Source organism: Chryseobacterium sp. II3a (genome assembly GCF_057815135.1).
This window is the reverse complement of the sequence record NZ_JBYPZJ010000001.1, coordinates 49247-72315: the sequence shown is the minus strand read 5'-3', so window position 1 is coordinate 72315 and position 23069 is coordinate 49247. Positions and strand designations below refer to the sequence as shown.

25 protein-coding genes are annotated in these 23069 nt (G+C 34.6%); 3 read left to right on the top strand and 22 right to left on the bottom strand.

The window, feature by feature from the left end; all coding sequences use genetic code 11:
* Positions 1–20: 20 nt before the first annotated feature.
* The gene (locus tag AC3HD6_RS00300) at positions 21–254 is read right to left on the bottom strand and encodes a DUF6341 family protein (protein ID WP_488894549.1); all 234 of its coding nucleotides are present in this window, start codon (positions 252–254) and stop codon (positions 21–23) included.
* Positions 255–296: 42 nt separating this feature from the next.
* Here AC3HD6_RS00300 and AC3HD6_RS00295 point away from each other — a divergent pair, with 42 nt between their 5' ends.
* Together AC3HD6_RS00295 and AC3HD6_RS00290 are read left to right on the top strand one after the other, a co-directional pair.
* Positions 297–1202, top strand: a complete 906-nt coding sequence (locus AC3HD6_RS00295) for a DUF6427 family protein (RefSeq protein WP_488894548.1) — start codon at positions 297–299, stop codon at positions 1200–1202.
* A 6-nt stretch (positions 1203–1208) separates the two neighbouring features.
* Positions 1209–1793, top strand: coding sequence for a DUF3109 family protein (locus tag AC3HD6_RS00290; RefSeq protein WP_209918089.1), 585 nt, complete (start codon positions 1209–1211; stop codon positions 1791–1793).
* Between the two features lie 217 nt (positions 1794–2010).
* Here AC3HD6_RS00290 and AC3HD6_RS00285 read toward each other — a convergent pair whose 3' ends face one another.
* The 12 genes from AC3HD6_RS00285 to AC3HD6_RS00230 form a co-directional block, all read right to left on the bottom strand.
* Positions 2011–2697 carry a hypothetical protein gene (locus tag AC3HD6_RS00285; RefSeq protein WP_488894547.1) on the bottom strand — a complete coding sequence of 229 codons (687 nt, stop codon included), beginning with the start codon at positions 2695–2697 and terminating at the stop codon, positions 2011–2013.
* Between the two features lie 205 nt (positions 2698–2902).
* A complete protein-coding gene (locus tag AC3HD6_RS00280) occupies positions 2903–4237 on the bottom strand; it encodes a trigger factor (protein ID WP_488894546.1) in 1335 nt (444 codons plus the stop codon).
* A gap of 175 nt (positions 4238–4412) precedes the next feature.
* Complete coding sequence (locus AC3HD6_RS00275) at positions 4413–4964, bottom strand: hypothetical protein (protein ID WP_488894545.1); 552 nt, start codon at positions 4962–4964, stop codon at positions 4413–4415.
* A 27-nt stretch (positions 4965–4991) separates the two neighbouring features.
* Positions 4992–7376, bottom strand: a complete 2385-nt coding sequence (locus tag AC3HD6_RS00270; protein ID WP_488894544.1) for a TonB-dependent receptor — start codon at positions 7374–7376, stop codon at positions 4992–4994.
* A gap of 271 nt (positions 7377–7647) precedes the next feature.
* Entirely contained in the window at positions 7648–8001 is a 354-nt protein-coding gene (locus AC3HD6_RS00265; protein ID WP_488894543.1) for a hypothetical protein, read from the bottom strand.
* A gap of 144 nt (positions 8002–8145) precedes the next feature.
* Positions 8146–10074 (bottom strand): ABC-F family ATP-binding cassette domain-containing protein, encoded by a 1929-nt coding sequence (locus AC3HD6_RS00260; protein ID WP_488894542.1) that lies wholly within the window; start codon positions 10072–10074, stop codon positions 8146–8148.
* Between the two features lie 294 nt (positions 10075–10368).
* Positions 10369–11712, bottom strand: coding sequence for a T6SS phospholipase effector Tle1-like catalytic domain-containing protein (locus AC3HD6_RS00255; protein ID WP_488894541.1), 1344 nt, complete (start codon positions 11710–11712; stop codon positions 10369–10371).
* A 153-nt stretch (positions 11713–11865) separates the two neighbouring features.
* Positions 11866–12543, bottom strand: a complete 678-nt coding sequence (locus AC3HD6_RS00250; protein WP_488894540.1) for a response regulator transcription factor — start codon at positions 12541–12543, stop codon at positions 11866–11868.
* The gene (locus tag AC3HD6_RS00245) at positions 12512–13198 is read right to left on the bottom strand and encodes a sensor histidine kinase (protein ID WP_488894539.1); all 687 of its coding nucleotides are present in this window, start codon (positions 13196–13198) and stop codon (positions 12512–12514) included. The genes AC3HD6_RS00250 and AC3HD6_RS00245 overlap by 32 nt, the downstream gene beginning before the upstream one ends.
* A 95-nt stretch (positions 13199–13293) precedes the next feature.
* The gene (locus tag AC3HD6_RS00240) at positions 13294–13917 is read right to left on the bottom strand and encodes a hypothetical protein (protein ID WP_488894538.1); all 624 of its coding nucleotides are present in this window, start codon (positions 13915–13917) and stop codon (positions 13294–13296) included.
* A gap of 17 nt (positions 13918–13934) precedes the next feature.
* Positions 13935–14705: a hypothetical protein gene (locus AC3HD6_RS00235; protein ID WP_488894537.1), complete on the bottom strand. Its 771-nt coding sequence runs from the start codon at positions 14703–14705 to the stop codon at positions 13935–13937.
* Between the two features lie 63 nt (positions 14706–14768).
* Positions 14769–15389 (bottom strand): DUF5715 family protein, encoded by a 621-nt coding sequence (locus AC3HD6_RS00230; protein WP_488894536.1) that lies wholly within the window; start codon positions 15387–15389, stop codon positions 14769–14771.
* Between the two features lie 220 nt (positions 15390–15609).
* On the opposite strand from AC3HD6_RS00230, the gene aqpZ reads away from it, so the two are divergent.
* Positions 15610–16326 carry an aquaporin Z gene (gene aqpZ / locus AC3HD6_RS00225; protein ID WP_488895332.1) on the top strand — a complete coding sequence of 239 codons (717 nt, stop codon included), beginning with the start codon at positions 15610–15612 and terminating at the stop codon, positions 16324–16326.
* Between the two features lie 85 nt (positions 16327–16411).
* Here the strand turns inward: aqpZ and AC3HD6_RS00220 are convergent, their stop codons facing one another.
* The 9 genes from AC3HD6_RS00220 to AC3HD6_RS00180 all read right to left on the bottom strand — a co-directional run bounded on the left by AC3HD6_RS00220 (position 16412) and on the right by AC3HD6_RS00180 (position 22840).
* Positions 16412–16957, bottom strand: a complete 546-nt coding sequence (locus tag AC3HD6_RS00220) for a hypothetical protein (protein ID WP_488894535.1) — start codon at positions 16955–16957, stop codon at positions 16412–16414.
* A gap of 86 nt (positions 16958–17043) precedes the next feature.
* A complete protein-coding gene (locus AC3HD6_RS00215) occupies positions 17044–18036 on the bottom strand; it encodes a LuxE/PaaK family acyltransferase (RefSeq protein WP_488894534.1) in 993 nt (330 codons plus the stop codon).
* Between the two features lie 193 nt (positions 18037–18229).
* Complete coding sequence (locus AC3HD6_RS00210) at positions 18230–19000, bottom strand: UDP-2,3-diacylglucosamine diphosphatase (RefSeq protein ID WP_488894533.1); 771 nt, start codon at positions 18998–19000, stop codon at positions 18230–18232.
* Between the two features lie 24 nt (positions 19001–19024).
* Positions 19025–19471, bottom strand: coding sequence for a 6-pyruvoyl trahydropterin synthase family protein (locus AC3HD6_RS00205; RefSeq protein ID WP_068944501.1), 447 nt, complete (start codon positions 19469–19471; stop codon positions 19025–19027).
* Between the two features lie 92 nt (positions 19472–19563).
* Positions 19564–20823, bottom strand: coding sequence for an erythromycin esterase family protein (locus AC3HD6_RS00200; RefSeq protein ID WP_488894532.1), 1260 nt, complete (start codon positions 20821–20823; stop codon positions 19564–19566).
* Between the two features lie 33 nt (positions 20824–20856).
* Positions 20857–21243, bottom strand: coding sequence for a serine hydrolase domain-containing protein (locus AC3HD6_RS00195; protein WP_488894531.1), 387 nt, complete (start codon positions 21241–21243; stop codon positions 20857–20859).
* A gap of 89 nt (positions 21244–21332) precedes the next feature.
* The gene (locus tag AC3HD6_RS00190) at positions 21333–21716 is read right to left on the bottom strand and encodes a hypothetical protein (RefSeq protein WP_488894530.1); all 384 of its coding nucleotides are present in this window, start codon (positions 21714–21716) and stop codon (positions 21333–21335) included.
* 23 nt (positions 21717–21739) lie between these two features.
* Positions 21740–22126, bottom strand: a complete 387-nt coding sequence (locus tag AC3HD6_RS00185) for an acyl-CoA thioesterase (RefSeq protein ID WP_488894529.1) — start codon at positions 22124–22126, stop codon at positions 21740–21742.
* A 138-nt stretch (positions 22127–22264) separates the two neighbouring features.
* Entirely contained in the window at positions 22265–22840 is a 576-nt protein-coding gene (locus AC3HD6_RS00180; protein WP_488894528.1) for an OmpH/Skp family outer membrane protein, read from the bottom strand.
* Positions 22841–23069: the final 229 nt, after the last annotated feature.

The following is a 23069-nucleotide window of genomic DNA, read 5'->3' as shown; positions in this document are numbered from 1 at the left end:
TTTACTATATAACCAATTAATTAACCTTCTTTTTTGTAGATATTCGGATCGTAGTAAGGGTGCTTACCTTCCGTTGGAGAATAATAGTCTTTATCTTTGTCACCGCCTAGTGTTACAACCAGTACGTAGCACCAGTAAGTAAATAATACACAGCAAACTATAAATAGAATCCAGTTTAAAACATTTCCGAAAGTATCAAAGAATGTGAAACTCGATTTGAAAACTTTGCTTAAGAATAGAAAGAAAGACGTCATTATTTTCCTTTTTTAAATTAACTTTGTACAAATTTATAAAAAATGTTTAAATTACTTTCAAAAGAAAGCAATATTTTTTCAATTCCTGTTTATATTGGTTGTCTTCTTTTAGTAGTCGTAATATTTAACATACTGAATTTCAGCACTTATGAAGCAATTATTGCCGGTATTACTTTTCTGGGAATTGCTTTGGGATATTTTTGCTTTCACAGTGTTGCCCTTAATTATCAGACCCATTTGCCGCTATTTTTATATACATTCTTTATTTTTGGATTGTATCCTGGTAATCTAGATATAGGAATTGCCGTTTCATTGCTTACTAATTCCTTTCTGATCCTACTCTTAACGAGTGCTGATGAGGATATAAGGAAAAAATCATATGTATTGGTAGGTGCCATCGTAGCATTGAATTTTATTTTCCTTCCTACTACCTGGCCCATGGCTGTTTTTGTAATCATTCACGTCATTGCTACTTCTGCCAAAGTTGGACTAAATCTTTTCAGATTCCTTTTGGGAATCATTCTGATTGCATTTAGTTATTTTTCTGTTATGTATTTCGTTCAGTTTACTTCATGGAATATTGATTACTTTCCGTTTGGAAAGATGAAACCTGTGACAGATTATACGGAATTATTTCCTTTAATCCCTGTGGCATTAATGCTTATTTATGCTGTATATGACCATTTTCAAAATTATAATAAGAAAAGCCCAATCAGCAGATACAAATACACATTTCTGCTGGTCTTTTCCTTAGCTCAGCTTGTTACCATCATTCTATACATGAATAAAAGCTATGAATATTTATTGCTTCTGGCATTTCCTTCAAGTATTATCTTAAGCAGGATGATGAGATTCTTACCCAAATATTGGATGCGGGAGGCTGGTTTATGGCTTATTATTTTAAGTTTACTTACCTTTAAAGCAGGTACATATTTTGATTTATTTTAAAAAATTATGATTCAGATAGACGATAAATTGATTTCTGAGGAAATCTTTTCCGAAGAATTTGTGTGCAACCTTACCAAATGTAAGGGGGCATGTTGTGTGGAAGGTGATGTTGGAGCTCCACTTGACAAAAATGAGCTTGAAATACTGGACGGTATTTTTGACAAAATCAAACCTTACCTTACTCAGGAGGGCATCAAGGCCCTTGAAGAACAAGGTACATGGACTACCGATCCACACGACGGAATGTATGTTACTCCCATGGTGGAAAACCGTGAATGTGCCTACGTAACTTTTGACGATAAAGGAATTACGAAATGTGGTATTGAAAAAGCATATGAAGATGGAGCGGTAGACTGGCAAAAACCTATTTCCTGCCACCTTTATCCTATCCGTGTTACAGAATACTCTTCATTTACGGCTTTAAATTATCATGAATGGAATGTATGCAGCGATGCCTGTACGCTTGGAAAAGAGCTTCAGGTTCCTGTTTATAAATTCCTGAAAACACCATTGATCAGAAAGTATGGCGAAGAATTTTACAATGTTCTAAGCGGAGCTGCTGACGAATGGAAGAAAGAATATGGTTCATAGATAACCTGAATAAAAAGAAAAAGCCGGAATATTAATTTCCGGCTTTTTTATGTAATGTAAAATGGAAGTTAGAAGATGGATGATGGAGGTTCTTATTAAACCATTGGGCATTGATGGCTATCAAATAAATAATCTTAGAAGAATTAAATACTACTAAAATTAATGATTGTCTTCAATAACTTCCAACTTCCAGCCTCAGGCTTCCCTACTCTTTTAACTATTTAAAATCAGCATCCGTAACTCCTGAATTGACCGTAATCTTAGTAGTTTTGATTTCTACTTTCTGGCCTGCACCTTCTGCTTCAACTTCTTTAGGGAATTGTATTCCATCTACCGTCATATAACTTTTAATCACCACATTGCCCTCTCCTGCCATCGTTTTATATAAAAGTCCTGTAGCAGTATCGAAATAAAACTTTCCTTTATCTGAAGCCAATACATTATAATCTTTACCATCCAGTTTTTCTACGGTAACATTTTGAAAAGTAGCTCCGTCAAATGCTAAAGCATCCACTGGTTTTGCTTTTTTAAGTTCAGTAATTTTGTCTGCAGGAATAGCCGTTTTGGTTCCCATCTGATCAAAATATCCTTTTTCACCATCGAAAAACTGAACCATCTGCTGCCCCATAAGCGATTGTACAGACTTGAACTTGTTTCCCATTTTTTTGGTAGTCATAGTAATTTCCATACCTTGGGCTGTCATGCTGTTTTCCATATAAAGAGTTTTTACTCCTTCTAGCTTATCTTTTCCTCCCAATGCTTTAAAGTAGTTATCCAACACCTCTTTAGCGGTTATAGTTGATGTAGCGGCCTCCGTTTTTACAGAAGCGGCATCTTTCTTCTGAGCTGCTGCCGGAACAGAGAAAAGTACGGCACAGAAAAATGGAATGATGATCTTTTTCATATATGTAATAAGTTTAAAGGGTAAATATAGGAATATTGGCGGACATGCTAAATATGAGTAATGTGTAATGAGTAATTAATAATGAATAATGAATAATAAGTGAGCAATCATGGGAATGATCCCGAGGCTGAGGGAGTCTTATAATTTTCAAATAAAAAAACCGCCAAAGAATTGACGGTTTTGAAATATTTATATCTGAGTATAATTATTTTTTAAGTTCTTCTAAAAATTCGTCGTGAGAAATTTTAGTTTCTTTTTTGCTAGCTTTTTCAAGAATTACATCTTTTAATTTAGCCATAGCTACTTCAGAAGAAATTTGTCTTACTTGCTCCTGATCTTTTAACATTTCAACAGCATATTTTTGGATCTCCTCATCACCTAAGTGGTGGATTCCGTAGATAGCCAATTGGTTTTTCACTAATTGCTCAGCTTGTGCCAATACATCAGCATAGTCAAGGTTGATTTCGTTATCAGTCATCAATTTACCTTCGATGATCTGGTATCTCAATTGGTTTTTCTCGTTTTCAAGGATTTCTTTAGCCTGTTCTTCAGACTGGATGTTCTGGTTAGAAAACATTAACCATTTTACTAAGAAAGTTTCAGGAAGTGCTACTTCTTCTTTTTCAGTAACCTGCTCCAATACTTTATTCACGAAGTGAACGTCAGCATTTTGCTGGAAATACTCATCTAATTCTGTCTTAACTTTTTCTTTAAGCTCGTCTTCAGACTTGATGTTTCCTTCTCCGTATACTTTGTCGAATAACTCCTGGTTAAGTTCAGCTAAGTCTAATGAATAGAAGTCTTTTACTTTAACTTCCACTTCATTGTGGTGTAGGTGCTCTACTTCTTCTTTGCTGAATCCTAATTCTTTAGCTAATTCTTCATCACCTGCAAGAGTTTCTTTAGTTACTTTTACAGATCCATCCATTTTCAAAGCTTTTACTAATTTGAAAGCTTCTTTGTTTTCAGCTGTAATGGTAACGTTCTTTGGATGGTGGTGGTGCTCTCCTTCAGCATCTTCTTCTACAACTTGAGAAACTTCTAAAGCGATGTAAGAATCTTTAGTGATTTTATCTTGAGGAACCTGCTCAGCGAAACGCTTCTGCATGTTTTCAATACTCTTGCTGATTTCTTTTTCAGAAGCTTCTACTTTGTAGTGAGGCGCTTCGTACTTAGCTAAATCTATAGTGAATGCAGGCTCATATCCTACTTCGAAAGCAACTGTTACCTGATCAGCATTGTAATCTAATTCGTTTACTGGCTGAGGAATAGGCTGACCAACTAATCTTAACTTGTTTTCGTTAACATAGCTGTTCAATGCATCAGAAACCTGTCTGTTGATTTCTTCAAATGCAATTCCTGCTTCATATTGTTTTTTAACCATACTCAAAGGCACTTTCCCTTTTCTGAATCCAGGAACTTGCGCATTTTTAGCATAATTAATCAATTGCTTTTCTACTTTTTCTTTGTAGTCAGATTTCTCCAATGTTACAGTAAGTAATGCACTTACATCATCATGGTTTTGTGCGGTAACCTTCATTATTGATTAAAATTTTAGGTTGCAAAAATATGAATTTTTTATGAAAATCACCCATTTAAAATCAACTAATACAGCCAAATATTGTTAAATAAAAAAACCACTGAAAAAATCAGTGGTTCCCCAAAATTAATATAACGATATATAGGCTCTTTGCGATGAAGAGCTTACTTCTTAATTAATGAAAATCGATGAAGATATCCACATCGCTTTCCCCTCCTACAGTGCTTCCCTGCTGGTTATCTGCTGAGGGTGAATTGTCATTCACGGATGTTGCTCCATGTACAAGGGTAATATTTGCTTTACCTGATGCAGCAGTAGTTACAGTCCATTCAGTTTTAAGCCCCAATTTCTTACCATCCGTTCTTACTACATCATCAGCCGTTCTTTTTACTTTGATATCTGCTCCTGAGAATTTATAAGTAACAAAGTGCATATCTTTTTCTTCTATAATTTCCTCTGCATCATGATAATGATCTCCGTGTTTAATCTGGAAATTAACATCTATAGCATATGTTGCGCCCTGAGTAAGGTGTAAGTGATCTTTTGTCTGGCCGTTAGTAACGGTTACAGTCTGTTTGGTTCCATCAGCTTTATTAGTAGCCGTTACAATTACCTGCCCTACTTCTTCATGCTCATGAATATCTTCAGGAATATCATTCCCGTCACGGCAGGAAAACAATAAAACAGCAGCGAATAATAATAGTGATATGTTGAATATTTTTTTCATTGTAATTTAAATTTTAAATAATAAGAGTTAAAAATTGTATTTAAGAGTAACCACAAAGTTTCTTCCCGGTTCCGGCATATAATATCTCAATCGGTTAAGATATTCCTTGTACTCTTTGTTAAAAATGTTGTTGATTCTGAAATTCAGATTCATGTTTTTGAATAGATCTGCACCAATAGATGCGTGAAATATCGAAAATCCGGCAGGAGGAGTACTGTAATCTATTATTTTAGTTACCATTTCTCCATCCTCAATAAACTGTACCGATTGATCTCTGATAGGGAAACGATTTTGTTTGAATACATTTTCGTTTTCCAGTCTGATATAGAAATTGGTTGGTTTGTTCAGTGTTAATTCCAATGAATTTCTAAGATTCATAGGCATCATAAGAATAAGAGGTTCGTTATTGGTAAGATCATCCCCTCTCAAGGCACTGAAATTGGTCGTCCATTTCAAATTATCCAAAATACTAAGCTGTGCATCAGCATCTATACCATACATTCTGGCTTTTACCTGCTGATATGCCCAAACTGCAAAGGTCCCTCTGCTCGTATTTTGAATTTCCACCGGCATTTGATTGATAAAACTGTCAGAGAAAATAATATAAGGATTAGCTTCTATCTGCAATCCTTTTAAGACATTGAAACGCCCTGTTAATGAAAGATTGGCATTATAAATCTCCTCTTTTTTGATTCTTAAATCTCCTTTTTCAATAATGGCAGCAGAATGGTGAAGCCCATCTGCAAATAATTCTGCAGGATTCGGTGTTCTGCTCATTCTTGAGAAATTAAACTTGATATCAAAATTTTTAGAAGGATTATAATTCAACCCTACATTTGCTGAGAAGTTATGATTGTCAATAATTGGGCGAGACAGTGTTCTGCTTCCGCTCTCTTTCACATAAAATTGCGGAAAAACGTTCGCATACTTATCATCCCATTCTTTAGTATCATAATATTTATAGGAATCATATCTGCTGAAATCATATCTTACTCCTGCTTCTGCATTCAGTTTTGGAGTAAAACGGTATTTAAAAACAGAAAATGCTCCTGCATCATAACGGTAATAATCAGGAATCAGACGTCTGACTTCGGTCGCCGGGTTAGGATAATTATCCTGGAATCCTGCTGAAATTCCGCTTTCAAGGCTCCATTTTGAACGCTCAATAAGATGGGTAAGGCTTGCCGAATGGGTAATCAGCCTTAGATCCATAGAAGGAGTATCTTTCAAATCTCCTTTTCTGATATCATATTCCTTACGTCTGTTCAATTGAAAGCTATATTGAAAAGTAATTTTACCAAAATCAGCAAAACGTTTATAAGCGGAAATCTTTGCAATATGATGTTCCACAGTCTGCTTCGGATAACCAATATTGTAGCTAAAATCATCCAGAAAATAAGGTTGTCCTAGCGTCATTGCTTTATAGATATCATACCCATTTCCAAGATGTGCTCCTCTGTAAATTCCAAAATCCTGGTTGGTTCCACTGTAGGAAACATCAAATCCCTGCATGAAACCATGATTCCCGAATGAAAAATTGAAAGAATTAGTCTCCGCTCCGGTGTTTTGAAGGGTATGATGCGGAGTGTATAGATCTCCAAGCTTCTTATAACTTCCTCCTGCTTTTACAAACCATTCATTTTCCCATGATTTAAGCACATTAGCAGAAATTTCACCTCCTCTACCATTGGAAATTCCTGAAAGCTTCACATTTCCCATGATCGTATCTTTCTTTGGAGGGATTGCCGGCTCTAACAGTACGACTCCTGCTACACCATCATTTCCATATTTTAAAGCAGATGCTCCTTTGATGACATCTATATGTTCAAAGTCATTGACATCCACATTGGGTGCATGTTCTGCGCCCCATTCCTGTTCTGCAAGCTTCACTCCATTATTCATAATAGAAATACGGCTTCCATAAAGACCATGAATCACAGGTTTGGTAATATTATTCCCTGTTTTCAACGCTGAAACTCCCGAAATTTTAGCAAGAATATTTCCAAGGTTTTCCGTGGAGTTTCTTTCAATTTCGGCTTTATCCAGCGTTTTCATTACTACAGAACCTTTATTTTTATGGCTCCCGTGCAATGTAATGGTTTCTATATCACCGGAATGATGTTCCAGAATAATGGTTAGATGAAGATCCTGATCAACTCCTATATTTTCAGTATAATCATTGCAATCAGGATGTTTTGCAATGAGTGTATACTTCCCTGCAGGGACTTTACTAAAGGAAAATACTCCTTTTTTATCTGTTCTCGCTGTAAGGTTTCCAATTTTCACCACAGCATTTTCCAGCATGGTTTTATCATGAAAATCATGAACCGTTCCTTGTACAGTATAAGTTTTCTGTGCACTCGTAAATACAGATCCACAAAAGATCAGCAACAGGCAATAGATCAATTTCATTGTAAAATAGATTGATTGCGTACCCTTTTAATTAGGGGTACATTTTTCGTTAAAATTTATTGAATGGGTTTAGATTCATGACACAGTATATAATGTATCATGTAAAATGTATCACTGATAAGAAGTCAAAAGTTAAGATTGTGGAAGTAAGTCACCGAGTACTTATCCTTTACAAGCTACAGCTGTTTTTCAACAACTATAAACATTAAACTTCAAACCCTGAACATTAAATTCTACAGTATAGAGTGTAAACCCAATAAGAATGTATTGATTAGGAAATTGCGGGCGGTCCGCGAAGCTGAAAGGTAAATTTGGTCTGAGACCAGATTTTTTCCTGAATAGCGATAATTTGCTTTACTTCGTGCGTATAATGCTCAAAGCTAAAGCTGAATTCTTCAGGAGCTAATGTGTGTCCAGTCACCAAAAAGTGGCAGGCCAGACAGTCACCCGCTTTCTCTTTAGTAATGGCTTTCGTTACAGAATTTTCGACTTTTTTAAAGTTAAATGCTTTAAAATAATCTACAGATTCGTGATGGTGAAAGCTTTGAGAAAGCAGCGCGATGAAGTATACCCCAAACAATAGCCTGGAGATAAATACTTTTAAATTTCTGCTTTCTTTAATCATGTTTCAAAATTATGAAAATAATTTAATTTTCAGCCAAAACTTCTATTAAATTACTTTTATGATTCACTCTTGATAAGTAGAAAAGAATCATACTTTGTTACAAAAAAGCTTCATAAAGTAAATTATGAAGCTTTGTATGATCAATTAATCAAGTTGGGTTCCTAAATATTCCCATTCCTGTAGAGCGTTATCCAGCTCTTCTTTAGCTTTATTGTATTTTTCTAAAGTTTCATCGGAAGGGTTTTCTTTAGCGAAAGAAGCTTCCATTTCTTCTACTTTAGTTTCAAGCTCAGAAATTTTTTCTTCTACCTTCTTGATTTTATTTTGAATATTTTTTTGTTCCTTGCTGACAATACTAGATGCCTGGCTGGGGCTAACGACAGGTTTCTCTTCTACTTTCTTTGGCTCTTCTTTTACTTCATTGTGAAGTTTAGCTTTTTCTGCAGAAATTTCTCTGATGGTTTCTTTTTGTCTGTACTCAAGATATTCATTGATATCTCCAAGGAATTCTTTCATCTTCCCGTCACGGAATTCATAGATTTTATCACAAAGTCCCTGAAGGAATTCCCTGTCGTGAGAAATTACGATTAACGTACCTTCGAAGTTCTGTAATGCCAGTTTAATAATCTCTTTAGACTGAATATCCAAGTGGTTGGTAGGTTCGTCCATGATCAAGGTATTGAAAGGACGAAGTAATAGTTTACAAAGTGCCAGACGGTTTCTTTCCCCTCCGGAAAGTACTTTTGTTTTCTTGGTAACAGCATCTCCCTGGAATAGGAAAGATCCTAATAAATCTCTTACTCTAGGTCTGGTTTCTTCTGTTGCCGCATCTTCTGCTTCTTCAAGAACCGTTTTATTCGGTGTTAAAACTTCTTCCTGATTTTGGGCAAAGTATCCGATGTTTACGTTATGTCCAAGATTCCATGTTCCTGAATAATCTTTAATATCTCCTGCTAAAATTTTGGCCAAGGTTGTTTTTCCTTGTCCGTTTTGTCCTAAAAGAGCAATTCTATCTCCTCTTTGAACAATAAAATCTACATCGTCAAAAATCTGTTTCTGACCATAAGCTTTTCCAAGGTTTTCAGCTTCAAAAATTACTTTCCCGGGAACCATAGACTGTACAAAACGGATATTGAATTTTGAAACATCTTCATTATCTACTTCAATACGTTCTATTTTATCTAATTTTTTAATAAGCGACTGGGCAAAAGATGCTTTAGTAGCACTTGCACGGAACTTATTAATATTATCTTCCATCTGCTTGATCTCCGCATCCTGATTCTTTTTAGCCTGAATCAGTTTTTCACGGCGGTCTTCACGCATCACAAGATATTTGGTATAATTGGCTTTATAGTCGTCAACCTTCTTATTGTTGATATCAAAAGTACGGTTACAAACAGCGGTCATAAACTGCTTATCGTGACTTACCAGCACAATTGCTCCGGGATAATCTTTTAAGAAGTTTTCCAGCCAGATGATAGATTCCATATCCAAGTGGTTGGTAGGTTCATCGAGAAGCATGATGTCATTCTTTTGAAGAAGCAGTTTTGCCAATTCGATTCTCATTCTCCATCCTCCTGAGAACTCATCAGTGATTTTTTGGAAATCATCAGCTTTAAACCCTAAACCAAACAATACTTTTTCCATATCACCTTCCAGATTGTAGGCATCATGGTTCATCAAAAGGTCATTCAGTTCGGTCATTTTATTAATCAAATCCGTATAGGAATCACTTTCGTAATCGGTTCTTGTCGCCATTTGGTGATTCACCTCCTCAAGTTCGTTCTTCCATGCATTAATTTGTTCAAAAGCCTGCATGGTTTCAGCCCAAACCGTTCTTCCTTTTACAAAATCAAGATCCTGCTTTAGGAAACCAATGGTAACGCTTCCTTCTGTAATCACTTCTCCTTCGTAGAAATTAATTTCTCCGGACAGCATTTTCAATAAAGTAGATTTTCCTGCTCCATTTTTTCCTACGAGCCCCACTTTATCATCCTTTTTAATGGTGAAATTTACATTTTGAAATAAATAATTTCCCGAATGGTGTAATCCTAAACTTTGAACCGAAAGCATTTTAATTGATAATTAGTAATGAATAATGAATTTTCGGGTGCAAAAATACGGAAAAAGAAATGAATGGCCCAGAAATAAAAAAAGCAGCCCAAAACAGACCGCTTTTTTGTCTTTTCAAAGCCATCCTGGCCCTTATTATCTTATTGTATCAATGAGTGACTCAACAGCTGATTTTCCAGAAATACATCCAATTTCAATTCCTAGAAAATAAAACTCTATTTCTAAATGGAAATACAAAGGGCATCTGATGTGATGCCCTTACAACCTAAAATTTAAAACTAAAAAGGACTAATACTAATTATTGATTTCATCCAACTTTATTGCCGGAGTTCTAATAATCGAACGAGTCCAGATATCGTTATTGGGAACGCTGGTCCCATACAGAAAGTCGGATACAAAACTATCTTCCGGAAGATGAAGTTCTACTGAAAGCCTTGCATTGCTTTTTTGATCTACGATAGTGTTGCTTGAAACATTCAATCCATTGTTGAGAAGCTCAACATTTACTTCATATTCCGATCTGGCCTTCAAACCATCGTGATACAATCCGAAATTAGCTGAAATATGGATATAATCAGCCAGTATATTGTAATCGTATGATGGCTTTTTATCTATTATAAGCTCTCTCACATATTCTTGCAATTCTTTATACAGCTCTCTCAATAAAGGATGTCTACCGTAATCTGTTTCCAGCTCATTTCCTGATGCAAAAACTGGTGAAACGGCATTGGTTTCTTCCAGCATGAGTTTTCCATATAGTTTTGATAATTCGTTGTATACTTTATCTCTGCAGACATAAGCTTTAGAAAAGGCATCTTTTCTTTCTATTTCGAATCCTGAAAGTAAAGCATCCCATGCCTTATTTACTTCAAGATTGGTTTTTCTGTTTCTTATATTTTGAACATAATTCTTAAGATCATCTGAACTGGCAAAGTCTGTAGAAATATATACTGACTGCGGACCTTCCAAATACCCGCCTCCGATATCAGCATGGGCTCCCGGAACAAAAATTTCTTTCCAGACGGAGGTATTATTCCGGAACTGATGATCCTGCATCATTTTAGAATTCTCAAAAAAGCCAGTCAGTGGGAAAAAAAAACGGCATTCATGAAGTGCACAGACATGAAATACATTTTCTACCTGATGAGGCACACTCAGATCATAAGTATTAAATGGCTTTGATTCTACCGTATCAAAAGCTCCCAAAAACTTAACCTTAATTTTAGCAAAAGAATAGTTGGAAAAAAGCCAATGACTAAAGGTTCTGGCAAGCATTCCTCCTCTCCCGAAACCATATACATAAAAATGATATTCGTCATTTTCATCATGAACAATCTTCTTTACAAAGTCTTCTGCTCTCTGAAGTTTATCATCTGATGAATACCCATTTCCATAAGGTGGGTTTGCACATGTTGTCATGGCAAAATTACTGTCTTCTTCTCCTGAAACGGTTCCTATTCCTTCAATATATATTTTCTCAGTACCGATAAACGATTTGTACAATTTATAGATATTGGTGAATGCACCGTGATAGCTTTCATTATTATTCAGTGGTTTATCTGACGAAAGTGCATTGACCCCATTGTTTCCCGTGCCATCAAAAAAAATTCCGACGGAAATCACTCTACTGCTATTCATTCTTTTGTTAATTTTTTATTACAGATCTCTCTGTACACTTATGTTTTTATTTTAAAATCCCTAAAAGAGACATTTCAAAATAACGGAAGAAAGAGCAGTCTGGCTAGAGTGAAAAGTACTAAATAAAAAATTCCGTATTTCTACGGAATCAGATTATATTTTTTCAAGAGAATAGATATTGTTGACAATGGCATAGATCACTATTCCCACTGTGTTTTTAGCTCCTATTTTTTCAAGGATACGCTGCCTGTGGCTTTCAACGGTTCTGGGACTTATGAAAAGTTTCTCACCAATTTCATTGTTGGTAAATTCCTGACAGATCAGTTTTACAACGTCTTTTTCTCTTTCAGACAATTCGTCTTCGGTTTCAAAAAGTGAGTTTTTCTTAGCTGAGCTGTTCATATAGGTAAACAGCATCTGATGGTCTTCAGCGGTAAAAAAAACTCCGTTTTTATATACCATTGTAATGGCCTCAATAAATGTTTTCTTATCTGAATTTTTTGGCAGAAAAGCAGAAACGCCCAGCTTGACCATATATCCTAAGATGGATGTTTTATAGTGTGAAGATAAAATAATGATTTTAAGATCCGGATATTTTTCTTTGAGAACCTCCACCAGTTCAAAACCATTCATCGGCTTCATCTGAACATCTACGAGGGCAATATCAGGAAAGTCTTTCTCTGAAAGCTTCTCCAGACAGTCTATAAAATCAGGGCCGTTATCTGCAGTAAGGGATACAGATATATTTTTCTCATTAGACAGCAGCATTTTTACCCCTTCAAGGATCAGCTGTTCATCATCAATCAGTGCTATTTTGATTTGGGAACTCATGATATTTCGGAATTTTAATAATTAAACGACTTCCTTTATTTAAAAAAGATTTTTTCCATTTATGACTGGCATTCATCGATTTGATCCTGGATTCAATGTTTTTGATTCCCATTCCTTTTTTTACTTCTTCATATTCGAATCCCTGTCCGTTGTCTGAAATGACGACGGCCATATTGTGTGCATCATCTTTAATGTAAATCCAAAGATCTGTCGCTGTTGAATGTTTGATAACATTGCTGGTAAATTCCTGAATAATCCTGTACAATTGTACTTCTACAAAAAGATCTTTCTTTTCATATCCTGGCATTACCTGCATGGATATATTAATTTTATGAGAAAGATTGGCAATGAGTTCTTCTACATACAAGACCAATCCTACTGATTCGAGATTAACAGGATATAATGAATGAGAAATACTTCTGGCAGCATCGATCAATGAGGACATTTGCCCATGAATATTTTTTTTAATCAATTCATCACCTTGGGTATCCAGATTATTGAGCCATAAGGATAGGATATTGAGCCTGTTCCCAATATCATCATGAATCATTACGGCTATTCTTTTACGCTCTTCTTCCTGAGCCTTGATATTTTCCAATGCCAGTTTTTTCTGATGAAGAACTTCTGCTTCATGCTGTACATTTTTCTCCTTCATAATCCTGCTTATAAAAGCCCTGTAAGCTAATAGAATAAAGGCTACTATAATTGCTATAGTAACAATTATAAGGATTAAAAGGTTGATATTTAAGGTTACTTCTTTAATCTGATAAAGGTATATAAGAGTGAACAGTACAGGATACTGGAAAAAATATTATTGGCACTGAAAAGTATATAATAACTGTTTTCCGAAAGGTTAACAATCTGATGCTGGATGATGAAAATAAATACTGAAACAGAATAATAGAAAAAAATACTGGCATCTACCCAAAGAAAGCGGTTCTGTGCTGATGTTTTTTTAATTTCACTAATCAATGTAAGCCCTGAGAGACAAATGATGATAATATTAGAAACCACCTTTGCGATATCAGCATTGGCCGGATAATCAAACCCGTACTTTAAGATCATAAAGCCAACGGAAATAGCTGCTCCCAATCCTAAAAAATAGTTAGGCCAATGCAGCTTTCTGATAAACAACCCTGTCAGTAGAAAAAATTCTCCGGCTATATAAAACGGATAGAGAAATGAAGTATCATTAAGTCTGAAAACATAAGGAAGTGCAAGATTCAGCAGTTCAATAAAAAATAGAAAAGCAATACAATAAAAATATTGCTTTTCTTTATGATTTAATATGCGGTATTTAGCTGCTCCCAGCAAAATAACTGCTAGAAGCAATGCATAGTTTAGGAATAAAATCGTCTTATAAAGATCTGCCATTCCTTAATTTATTATTTTTAAAATCCATTTTCAACCCCTGGTATACGACAGATGGGAGGGCATGGTTTTGCCCAGTCATACATATTGGAAAAAGTTTCTGCACGTGGTGAATTCTGAAGGTCTTGACGGAAAGAAATGAAGATGAGGGTTACCAACATTTTCCCGTATACTTTATTATATTTAAGCCCGAAAGAACATTTGATTTCCCACAAGCCTTCATCTGAAAGACATAAATCTGCCGTAGGAACATAAAATTTGGTAAAAATTCCTGCTCCTTCAGATTCTTTGTGTTCTTTATAGAACCAATCCATTCCTGATTCTCTCCAGGTTTCAATAGCATCAATAGCCACATCCTGATCCAAAATAGGTTTATTGGAGATAGGATAAGCCATATCTGAAGTTTGTTCCATTTTTTCAAGTCCTTTGGAAAGAATGGCATTTTTAACAATAGTATATTCCTGAATCTCCTGAAGCTTCAGGTCTTTGTCTAATTCAGTAAGATAAGTGTATGGATATTCTTTTTGATCTATTCGGTCTCCTTTTTCATTCAGTGGATAAAAAATCAGAATAACCTGATTGTTCAATATTCCCATTGCAGCACAGAATTCAGGATACTCCTTATAGCTTTTCATCCATTGAAGAGGGCCATCAGAAATATTGAATACATAATTGGTAGGAATTAAATTCTTCATCCTTAAAAAATCCCAGCGGCAGCCAATCCATTCATCAGCAGCAGCTTTACATTTTTCTACAGAGAGCAAATAATTTACGGAGTTTAATGTTGTCATAAGCATGGTTTTTAGCTGTATAAAATTATACAAACTAAACATGCTGTGCAAGTAGGAATTTAATTAATAATTTCTCACTGTAATATGATAACAGCTTTGTTGCTTTTCTTTTATGTAATAAATTCTACCTGCATCCGCATAATGCTTTAAAACTTTCTCTAGAGCCGCTTCCATTTTTGGATTATATTTCAGGACATTATTAAATCTTATATAGGAAATATCAAAAGAATTACCATAGTTATGAGAGCTTATTCCCAATGACGCATTAGAATTCACTCTTCTCAATCGGCATTGGTCTTCCAATGTTCTGGTAATGGATGAAACCGTAAAAGTGCCGCCTTTTGTTGCTTTGCTGAATTTGGACCCCATATTTTCCAGTGTAGTCTTTCCTTTAGAAACCATATAAGCCCTGCTGTAATCTAGTCTCTGAACCTGATATCCTTTTCCTGACTTCTTTATTTTATGAAACTTCCCTTTGCTGATATATTTCTGTACAGTTTTGGAATCTTTCAGTAAATGTACTCCAAAACTTTTAGAGGCATCCAGATGTGGTTTGTAAAGCGCTGTAGGTTCTACCTTTAAAACAGTTGTAAGATCATAACAGGGAAGCGCTTTTTTTGCTGCCTGCGAATAATGTAAACTATACATAAAAGGTACAAAGACCACACAAAAAAACTTTCTCATTAACCACCACTTTAAATTAGTACCGAACAATAAAACGATTATGTTAGCTCTTCTAATAGCAACTATAATCGTATCCCGACAAATCCCAAACAAACATCAAACCAATTTGTTTAATTTATAATTTTTATTCCTTCAATTTTGAAATATTTTTTCAGTTTTAACTTTTTACTTTAAGATATAAATTCTACATTTGAGTTACATTTTAAAAATAAACAACATGATAAAAAAACTTTTTGCTGAATTTTTCGGCACATTTTGGCTTGTTTTCGGAGGTTGCGGGAGCGCTGTTTTTGCAGCGGGTGTTCCTGATATCGGGATTGGACTTTTAGGAGTTGCGTTAGCCTTCGGTCTTACTGTTCTTACAATGGCGTATGCCGTAGGTCATATTTCTGGCGGCCACTTCAACCCTGCTGTTTCTTTCGGACTTCTAGCTGGGGGAAGATTCTCTGCTAAAGACCTTATCCCTTATATTGCAGCTCAATGTCTTGGCGCTATTGTAGCAGCCGGATGTTTATACACCATCCTTAACGGAGCCGGGGTTGTCGATTTCTCAGCACCGGGAGCTTTTGCTACCAATTTCTACGGGGAAGCAGTCTACAACGGAAAAGCATTCAGTATGGGTGCTGCATTTCTGGCAGAGTTTTTATTAACAGCTTTTTTCCTTATCGTGATTATGGGTGCTACGGATAAATGGGCTAATGGTAAGTTTGCCGGTATCGCCATTGGACTTGCCCTTACTTTGATCCACTTAATCTCCATCCCTATTACAAATACTTCTGTAAACCCTGCAAGATCCCTATCGCAGGCAGTTTTCACAGGCGGATTGGCTATGTCACAACTTTGGTTGTTCTGGGTAGCTCCTATTCTTGGTGGAATTGTAGGTGGACTGATCTACAAATTCTTACTTCAGAGAGATTCTGATGAAGTAGTAGATTAATTAATTTAGAACTAGAAATAATTACAAATTCCTGTCATCAGACAGGATTTTTTTATGCAATGTTTTTATAATATTTATTTCTCAGTTACTTTTTATTTTTAAGATCAAAAGGATTTTTGAAGATAAGTTCTTCATGCTTACCTTTGATTTCCATTTTTCGCTGAAGTAAATTCAAGGCTATTTTTCTGATGAAAAGATCTTTATCATTCAGTTTCCAATAAGAATCTTCGTGAAGTCTTTTGGGTGGCCGGATAAGATAGAATTCTGTATTCCAGGTATCCTCATTATGATAAAACTCAATGATTCCGCAATGTTCCGGGATACTATCTGCATCTACCATTCCCATTGGCAATAAGAAGCTAAATGCGTTACAAATATAATCTCCACAAGAAATTTTATCATGTTTCAGAAACTGCTCTCCGGTATCCTTATTAATGTATGATTTTTTGAAATCATTTTTAAAATCACTTTTTGAAAGCTTGATTTCAATTTCATGGCTTATTCCGCCAGCGTCAATAATAAGTAGATCAGCTTCCCAATCAGCCTGGAAATAGTTGGTCAGGACGAGTTCTTTTTCAAAATCGCAATGGGTATGAATATATGCATGAACAAGTTCCTCTATTTTAAGCATACTTTAGCATTTAAAGATGAGATGTTTAGGATGAGATAAGAAACATTCTTCAAAATTTCAAAATCTCATATTATTATTCTAAGCCATTAACTCACTAGCAAACTACAGCCCCTGATATCAGAATGATCTATTCTTCCCAGCACCTGAAATTTACCACCTGCTATTTTACCCAAATCCTGAGTTGCAATAAAGGAGCAGGAATGTGTGTTGGCTAGATCGATGATATTAATTGCTCCGGTTCTTCCTTCTTTTTCATAGGAAAAAGGATCTTCTGCATTTCTGATCTTGATTCGCATCCAATTAGGGCACTGATACTCATTGTTTCCTAGGGAATAAGCCTGAGAAAGCAACTCTGTCATTGAATATTCTGAATAAATTTTATCTGTTTTAAAGCCTTCCTGCAGAATTTTCAAAAGTTCATCTTTGGTCATTTCTTCTTTTCTTCCCTTCATTCCTCCTGTTTCGATAACAATTAGGTTTTCAAGAATACCCAAAGATTCCCCATCCCGTTCGGAATGACAGTAATCTAAGAAATCTAGCAAAGCAAAAGAAACTCCGAAAAGAATAACTTTTTTATCTTGTAACTGGTTTAAAAGATTGAAAAGATCGGCATGATTGTAAAGAAAATATCCGTTTTCAGCTTTTGAGGATTTTTTCATCAGATAATCTACCATATAGATCAGCGATGAATTCTGCTTTTCAAGATAACTTGGAAGCAGCCCAAGAAAAATGAAATCTTCAGGTTTGCCGATAAATTGTTCAAAACTTTTATAAATACTTTCTTCATACAATTCCGTATCAGCAATGAAGTGTTTTGAAAGGTTCATCTGTGTAGTTCCGGAGCTCTGAAAAAATAGATCTGTAGTTACATTTTTATCCAGAATCTGATGGTTTTTAAACATTTCAATCGGAAGAAAAGGGATTTTTGACAGGTCGTCAACCGCATCCGGATTAATGTTTAAGAAATCGACAAATTTCCTATATATCTCAACATTTTCATACTGATAACGAAATGTTTTCAATGATGCATTCAGGAAATCCTGTTCAGTTTGTATGTTGAATATATTTTTCGGTTCCATAATTTTTCAATCTTCTTATTGCTTTTATGTAAAGCAATTATCTGGATAAAATATTTTTATTTAACTTTTTTTTAATATCTGAAATTGACTTTGGTAAACTTCTTGCAAGTATTTAACCGGAATATGGATTAAAAACAGAATGAGTCCCCCACTCATTCTCAAATTACCTCTTTTTAGGGGTAATTTTTTTGTTTTATTTTTCGAAAGTCTTTAGTTCAAAGTCTTGATCAAAAACGCCATAGGTAAAGTAAGAAATCCAGTCTCCCAGATTGATATATTTTGAATTTTGTCCTAAATCCAATACCATAGGAAGGTGGCGGTGCCCATATATGAAATAATCAATCTTCTGGGTCTTCAGTTTCTCCTTGGAATAGATAATCAGAAACTCTTTATCTTCCCCTAAGAATGCTTTGTCTTCTTCTCCTGAGATCATTTTATTTTTCTGGGAAAGATATAAGGCTACTTTCATGGCAATATCAGGGTGAAGCCATTTGAAAAACCATTGTGCTACAGGATTGGTAAAGAGTTTTTTCATTCTTTTGTACCCTTTATCACCAGGACCTAATCCGTCTCCATGAGCCAGCAAAAACTGTTTTCCACCCATCTCAAAATATTGTTTCTGGTAAAAAACCGTACACCCAATTTCTTCTTCAAGATAATCTTTCATCCACAGGTCGTGGTTTCCCACAAAAAAATAAATATGGATTCCTCTGTCTTTCAGTTCTGCAATTTTCCCTAAAACACGAATATATCCTTTGGGAACTACATGTTTCCATTCATGCCAGAAGTCAAAAAGATCACCCATTAAAAATAAAACCTGTGCATCTTCTTTGATCTGATCCATCCATCGTATAAATCTTTCTTCACGTACCTTACTTTCTTTAGGAGTAGGTGCACCGAAATGCTGATCAGAAGCAAAGTATACTTTTTTTCCAGGTTCTAAATTAATTGTTGTTTTTAACACCGTCTGAGCTTTATGGGATAATAATTATTGATTGTCTTCTGCAAACCATTCTCCATAAGAGTTTTCTGTCTCATGAAGTTTAAGGTAAGCCAAAGAAATTCCTTCCGGAAGTCTTGATTTTATTTTAGCGGCAATAGCATACAGCATATTTTCACAGGTTGGCTGGAAAGTGCAATAGATTACTTTATGCCCTTTTTGTTCAAGATCATCACCCAATTCTTTATGGGGAGTCAAGGCATTTAAAAGTACTGCATGATCCCAAACGTCTACGATTTCAGATTTTACGATACTTTTGATATCTCCGAAATCAACTACCATCCCGTTTTTAGGGTTATCAATATCATTAATCGGCTTTCCTTTCACTGTAACAAACAGCTTATAGGAATGTCCATGCATATTTTTACATTTCCCATCGTAGTTATACAGTACGTGGGCTGTTTCGAATGTAAAAATTTTTGTAATACGTATCATATTGCAAAGATATGACAAAACAGTCTAACTTTAAAAGTCAGACTGCTATTAATAGAATCGAAGAAATTCATTGAAAATCAATAAAAATCCAATCAATTTGTTAAATGTTCTGAGGCATTGGTTTGTTTTATAAAAATAATTCCGTCAAAGCATTCATTAAGCTTTAAAGGTTCTGTAATAGTAAATTTTTCTGTTGCAGGTGTAATTGGACCATATCCTACAAATCTCATCTTAAAAGGTTGGTTATATTTATTTTCTGAGTTGTTATTAAAATTCACAAAATAATTTTCATAGGTATTATGTTCTAACTTTTCTTCCCAACTGTTTTCCAGTTTTCCAGGAAGTTGATAAGATGTATAAGTATTACTTTTCACAGCGCGTGGATCGGTTGTAGCACTATAGTTTCCAGAAGAGGTAGATGTTGCCAATGCATAATAGTCTTTTCCATATTTTTCTTTAATATATCCTCCCATTCCATCTACAAGAATAGGTTTGAGTGCAATATGGGCATTATGAGCCAAAAGAATCATCTTTTTATGATATCCAGATTGAATTTTCCCAATCATTTCAGACATAATAAGGTCTCTGGAAACATCATAATTTTTTTTACCTGCTTCGTAAGGAATCTTAAACCCTTGTTCAAGGTTGTATAGAGCCAGTTTGGAACTCAGATTCATTTTTTGACCATATAAACTGTCTGCTTTCTTAACTAATAGAAACCCTTCTGTTCCATTTTTTATTACAGTTTTCATATCCAGTTTGAAAGCGGGGTCATTTTGTTTTTCCCACATCTCGTCCTGTAATGCTGCTTTCGTTCTAATCTCACTTGTTATTTCTGTAAATTCTTTTCCTAAACCTACAGATTTTTTCAAAATTTCTGCACTATTTGTAAGAACGTCTGTATCAAACCCGGAAATAATTACTTTGTCTGTATGATTTTTATTATACTCTCTAATCCATGTTAGCAGAGCATAGATCTCTTTTGTCTGCCAGATAGACGTTATATATTTCTTTAAAGCAATATGTAAATCCACCTCTGAGTTAACAGCCTCATTTAAAAATGAAGCATCACCATAGGCGCTTTCAAATGCTATAATTCTAAAATCATTTTTAGTGATTAATTGTTTAGAAATTTCCCCTCTGATTTCATTAAACTCTTTGGTTCCGTGCGTTCCTTCTCCCAGTCCTACTATGGTATAATCTTTCAATTGTTCGCCGATATCTTTTATCGCTTTACCCATATTCTTTTGGTCAGCAAACTGCTTTGGAATTTGAATTTCATTTTTGGTATTTTGTGAAAAACCAATTAAAAAACAGGATAAAAAAGCAAAAGTCAAGTATCTATTTAACATGATATATTTATATTCTTTAGTTGATTTTAAGGATTAAATTATTACCCTGAGTTTCGTCTGTATTGGCTGTATTAGGAGATTGTCTATATATTTTGAAATTTTAATTTTATCATCAACTGAAAGTTTTCCTTCTTCTACAAGTTTAAAAAGACCTATATTAGCGACCAGCTTTGTATTGGAGTATATCCTGAACATGGACTTGGAATCCACTTTTTTATTACTTTCAAGATTTTCACATCCGTAATATTGCTGGATTTTTACCTTATCATTTTTTACAATTCCCACTGCCATTCCGGGAATTTCATTGATTTGAATAACATTCTTTATATAGCTGTCGATTGCTTTTGACTGTTCTGATGTCTGACTGAATCCTACAATGGAAACATTTAAAAATATAGCTGTCAAAACGGATTGTTTCATTATTTGTTGATCTATTATTCATAAGACAACAAAAAATTATATTATGTTACAAAATTTCTGAGTTTTATAAAAAAATAGCCACATCTATTCTAATTAGGCTTTAACGGGTCAATATCATACCCCAATTCGGATAAATAATCAAGTCCATTTTGTTTTTCCATCTTATTTTTCCCATCCCAGCCTTTTTCTCTTCCTTGTAAAATAAGTTTCTGTATATATTTAGGTTCATTGATATTGACATCTTCCTTGGAATTTGTTATTATATTCATCAACCAGATTCCTGATTTTAAAGGCTGTCCCATGATATAATGATTAAGGGTTAGAAAATCAATGATTAGCGGAGTCTGCTTTTCATCTTTTAGAAATATCTTTACAGTAAGTGTATTGGTATATGTTCCGGGATGATACTTATCTGTAACCAAGTACAAATATTCTGTTTGCTCAACTGTTATTTTTCTTAATTTACTCTTCATCCTCTTCTATGATTTCTAACAATCTACCTCAGTTTCTCCAACCAGTTATTTTCCAGACGCTTTATTTTCTTTGCTTCCGTATCGAACAAAACCCACAGCGTACTTGAATCCACCACCAGTTCATTATTGCAATAAAATTCTACTTTTCTTGGCTGTTTAGCGCCTTCAGGAGCCTTTGGATAAGTTTTTACTGTAATTATATCACCCAGATAAACCTGTTTTTTGTATCGGATATGATGATCCAGAAGCATCCAGACATCATTCTCATACTCAGTTTTATTTTTTAAAAGATCCCAGTGTTCTGCTGCTATTTCTTCTACCCAATGTACATACTGAACATTATTGACATGGTTATTTTGGTCAATATGCTCTTCTGTTACCTTAATCTGTTTTTCATACACTAAATTCATCTTGCTGAAATATTTACTCAAATTTATGATTTAAAATAAAAAATTTCTAATGCTTTTTACCCAAAAAGCTGTATTACTTTAAAGAAAAACGGAACCAGATGAGTCTGATTCCGTTTTACAATATTCAATAGATTGAAATTATTTTTTAGCTTTTCCTGCTGCAGGTTTAGCAGTTGTGGTAGAAGCTCCCAATTTTGTTTTTACCTGATCGGTAATATCTTCGCTTCCATCTGTATAAATAAGATTACTTCCTTGTGTAGCCACATCAAATACAAAGTTCAGGTTTCTTTCTTTAGACACTGCAAAAATAGCAGTCTTTATTTTCTGTTGTATTGGTGTAAACAATTCGCCTTGTTTAGCAGAAATCTCCTTAGCAGCCTGTGCTCTTGCCTCTTCAATTTTTTTACCCAAACTATCAAGTTCTGTTTGTGCAGCTATTAATTCTTTAGTTAAAGCTTCTTTATTAGTATCGTTGAATGTTTTTTCTTTATCCTGTGCTACTTTCAACTTTGTTTGATATTCACTGATCATTTTATCAATTTCAGCCTGCTTTGTTTTCGTCAGGTTATCAAGAGTTGTTCCAGCTGTTTTTACTTCAGCCAGATTTTCAAAAATATCTTCAGTATTTACGCTTCCGATCTTTTGTTGAGCATTTACAGCATTAGCAGTTAAAGTTAATCCTGCTGCAATAAAAAATAATTTAATTAGTTTCATTATAATATATACTTTTTTCGAAAATTCTTTTTTTTCCGTGTCCAAATATAGTATAATTTTTCGTTTAAGATGATCCTTATTTTTTAGTCTTATTTAAAGTATAAAACCCATCAAAAAAAGCCATGAGCAGTATGGGATATTCCATGATCAAAAATCTTCTTCAACATAAAGCCCTCCCCAAAAAATTGAGGAGAGCTTCGAAAATATGTATAATGCAAAAAACTGATTT

What these genes read in the sequence shown, in the direction of transcription:
- AC3HD6_RS00285 (WP_488894547.1), bottom strand. Translation starts at nt 2,697, where the DNA reads ATGAAAAAGATCATCATTCCATTTTTCTGTGCCGTACTTTTCTCTGTT.
- AC3HD6_RS00240 (WP_488894538.1), bottom strand. Translation starts at nt 13,917, where the DNA reads ATGGCAGATCTTTATAAGACGATTTTATTCCTAAACTATGCATTGCTT.
- AC3HD6_RS00255 (WP_488894541.1), bottom strand. Translation starts at nt 11,712, where the DNA reads ATGAATAGCAGTAGAGTGATTTCCGTCGGAATTTTTTTTGATGGCACG.
- AC3HD6_RS00200 (WP_488894532.1), bottom strand. Translation starts at nt 20,823, where the DNA reads ATGTTAAATAGATACTTGACTTTTGCTTTTTTATCCTGTTTTTTAATT.
- AC3HD6_RS00260 (WP_488894542.1), bottom strand. Translation starts at nt 10,074, where the DNA reads ATGCTTTCGGTTCAAAGTTTAGGATTACACCATTCGGGAAATTATTTA.
- AC3HD6_RS00300 (WP_488894549.1), bottom strand. Translation starts at nt 254, where the DNA reads ATGACGTCTTTCTTTCTATTCTTAAGCAAAGTTTTCAAATCGAGTTTC.
- AC3HD6_RS00215 (WP_488894534.1), bottom strand. Translation starts at nt 18,036, where the DNA reads ATGGAACCGAAAAATATATTCAACATACAAACTGAACAGGATTTCCTG.
- AC3HD6_RS00270 (WP_488894544.1), bottom strand. Translation starts at nt 7,376, where the DNA reads ATGAAATTGATCTATTGCCTGTTGCTGATCTTTTGTGGATCTGTATTT.
- AC3HD6_RS00265 (WP_488894543.1), bottom strand. Translation starts at nt 8,001, where the DNA reads ATGATTAAAGAAAGCAGAAATTTAAAAGTATTTATCTCCAGGCTATTG.
- AC3HD6_RS00230 (WP_488894536.1), bottom strand. Translation starts at nt 15,389, where the DNA reads ATGAGAAAGTTTTTTTGTGTGGTCTTTGTACCTTTTATGTATAGTTTA.
- AC3HD6_RS00235 (WP_488894537.1), bottom strand. Translation starts at nt 14,705, where the DNA reads ATGACAACATTAAACTCCGTAAATTATTTGCTCTCTGTAGAAAAATGT.
- AC3HD6_RS00245 (WP_488894539.1), bottom strand. Translation starts at nt 13,198, where the DNA reads ATGAAGGAGAAAAATGTACAGCATGAAGCAGAAGTTCTTCATCAGAAA.
- AC3HD6_RS00220 (WP_488894535.1), bottom strand. Translation starts at nt 16,957, where the DNA reads ATGCTTAAAATAGAGGAACTTGTTCATGCATATATTCATACCCATTGC.
- AC3HD6_RS00180 (WP_488894528.1), bottom strand. Translation starts at nt 22,840, where the DNA reads ATGAAACTAATTAAATTATTTTTTATTGCAGCAGGATTAACTTTAACT.
- AC3HD6_RS00250 (WP_488894540.1), bottom strand. Translation starts at nt 12,543, where the DNA reads ATGAGTTCCCAAATCAAAATAGCACTGATTGATGATGAACAGCTGATC.
- AC3HD6_RS00190 (WP_488894530.1), bottom strand. Translation starts at nt 21,716, where the DNA reads ATGAAGAGTAAATTAAGAAAAATAACAGTTGAGCAAACAGAATATTTG.
- AC3HD6_RS00275 (WP_488894545.1), bottom strand. Translation starts at nt 4,964, where the DNA reads ATGAAAAAAATATTCAACATATCACTATTATTATTCGCTGCTGTTTTA.
- AC3HD6_RS00195 (WP_488894531.1), bottom strand. Translation starts at nt 21,243, where the DNA reads ATGAAACAATCCGTTTTGACAGCTATATTTTTAAATGTTTCCATTGTA.
- AC3HD6_RS00295 (WP_488894548.1), top strand. Translation starts at nt 297, where the DNA reads ATGTTTAAATTACTTTCAAAAGAAAGCAATATTTTTTCAATTCCTGTT.
- AC3HD6_RS00205 (WP_068944501.1), bottom strand. Translation starts at nt 19,471, where the DNA reads ATGATACGTATTACAAAAATTTTTACATTCGAAACAGCCCACGTACTG.
- AC3HD6_RS00185 (WP_488894529.1), bottom strand. Translation starts at nt 22,126, where the DNA reads ATGAATTTAGTGTATGAAAAACAGATTAAGGTAACAGAAGAGCATATT.
- AC3HD6_RS00290 (WP_209918089.1), top strand. Translation starts at nt 1,209, where the DNA reads ATGATTCAGATAGACGATAAATTGATTTCTGAGGAAATCTTTTCCGAA.
- AC3HD6_RS00280 (WP_488894546.1), bottom strand. Translation starts at nt 4,237, where the DNA reads ATGAAGGTTACCGCACAAAACCATGATGATGTAAGTGCATTACTTACT.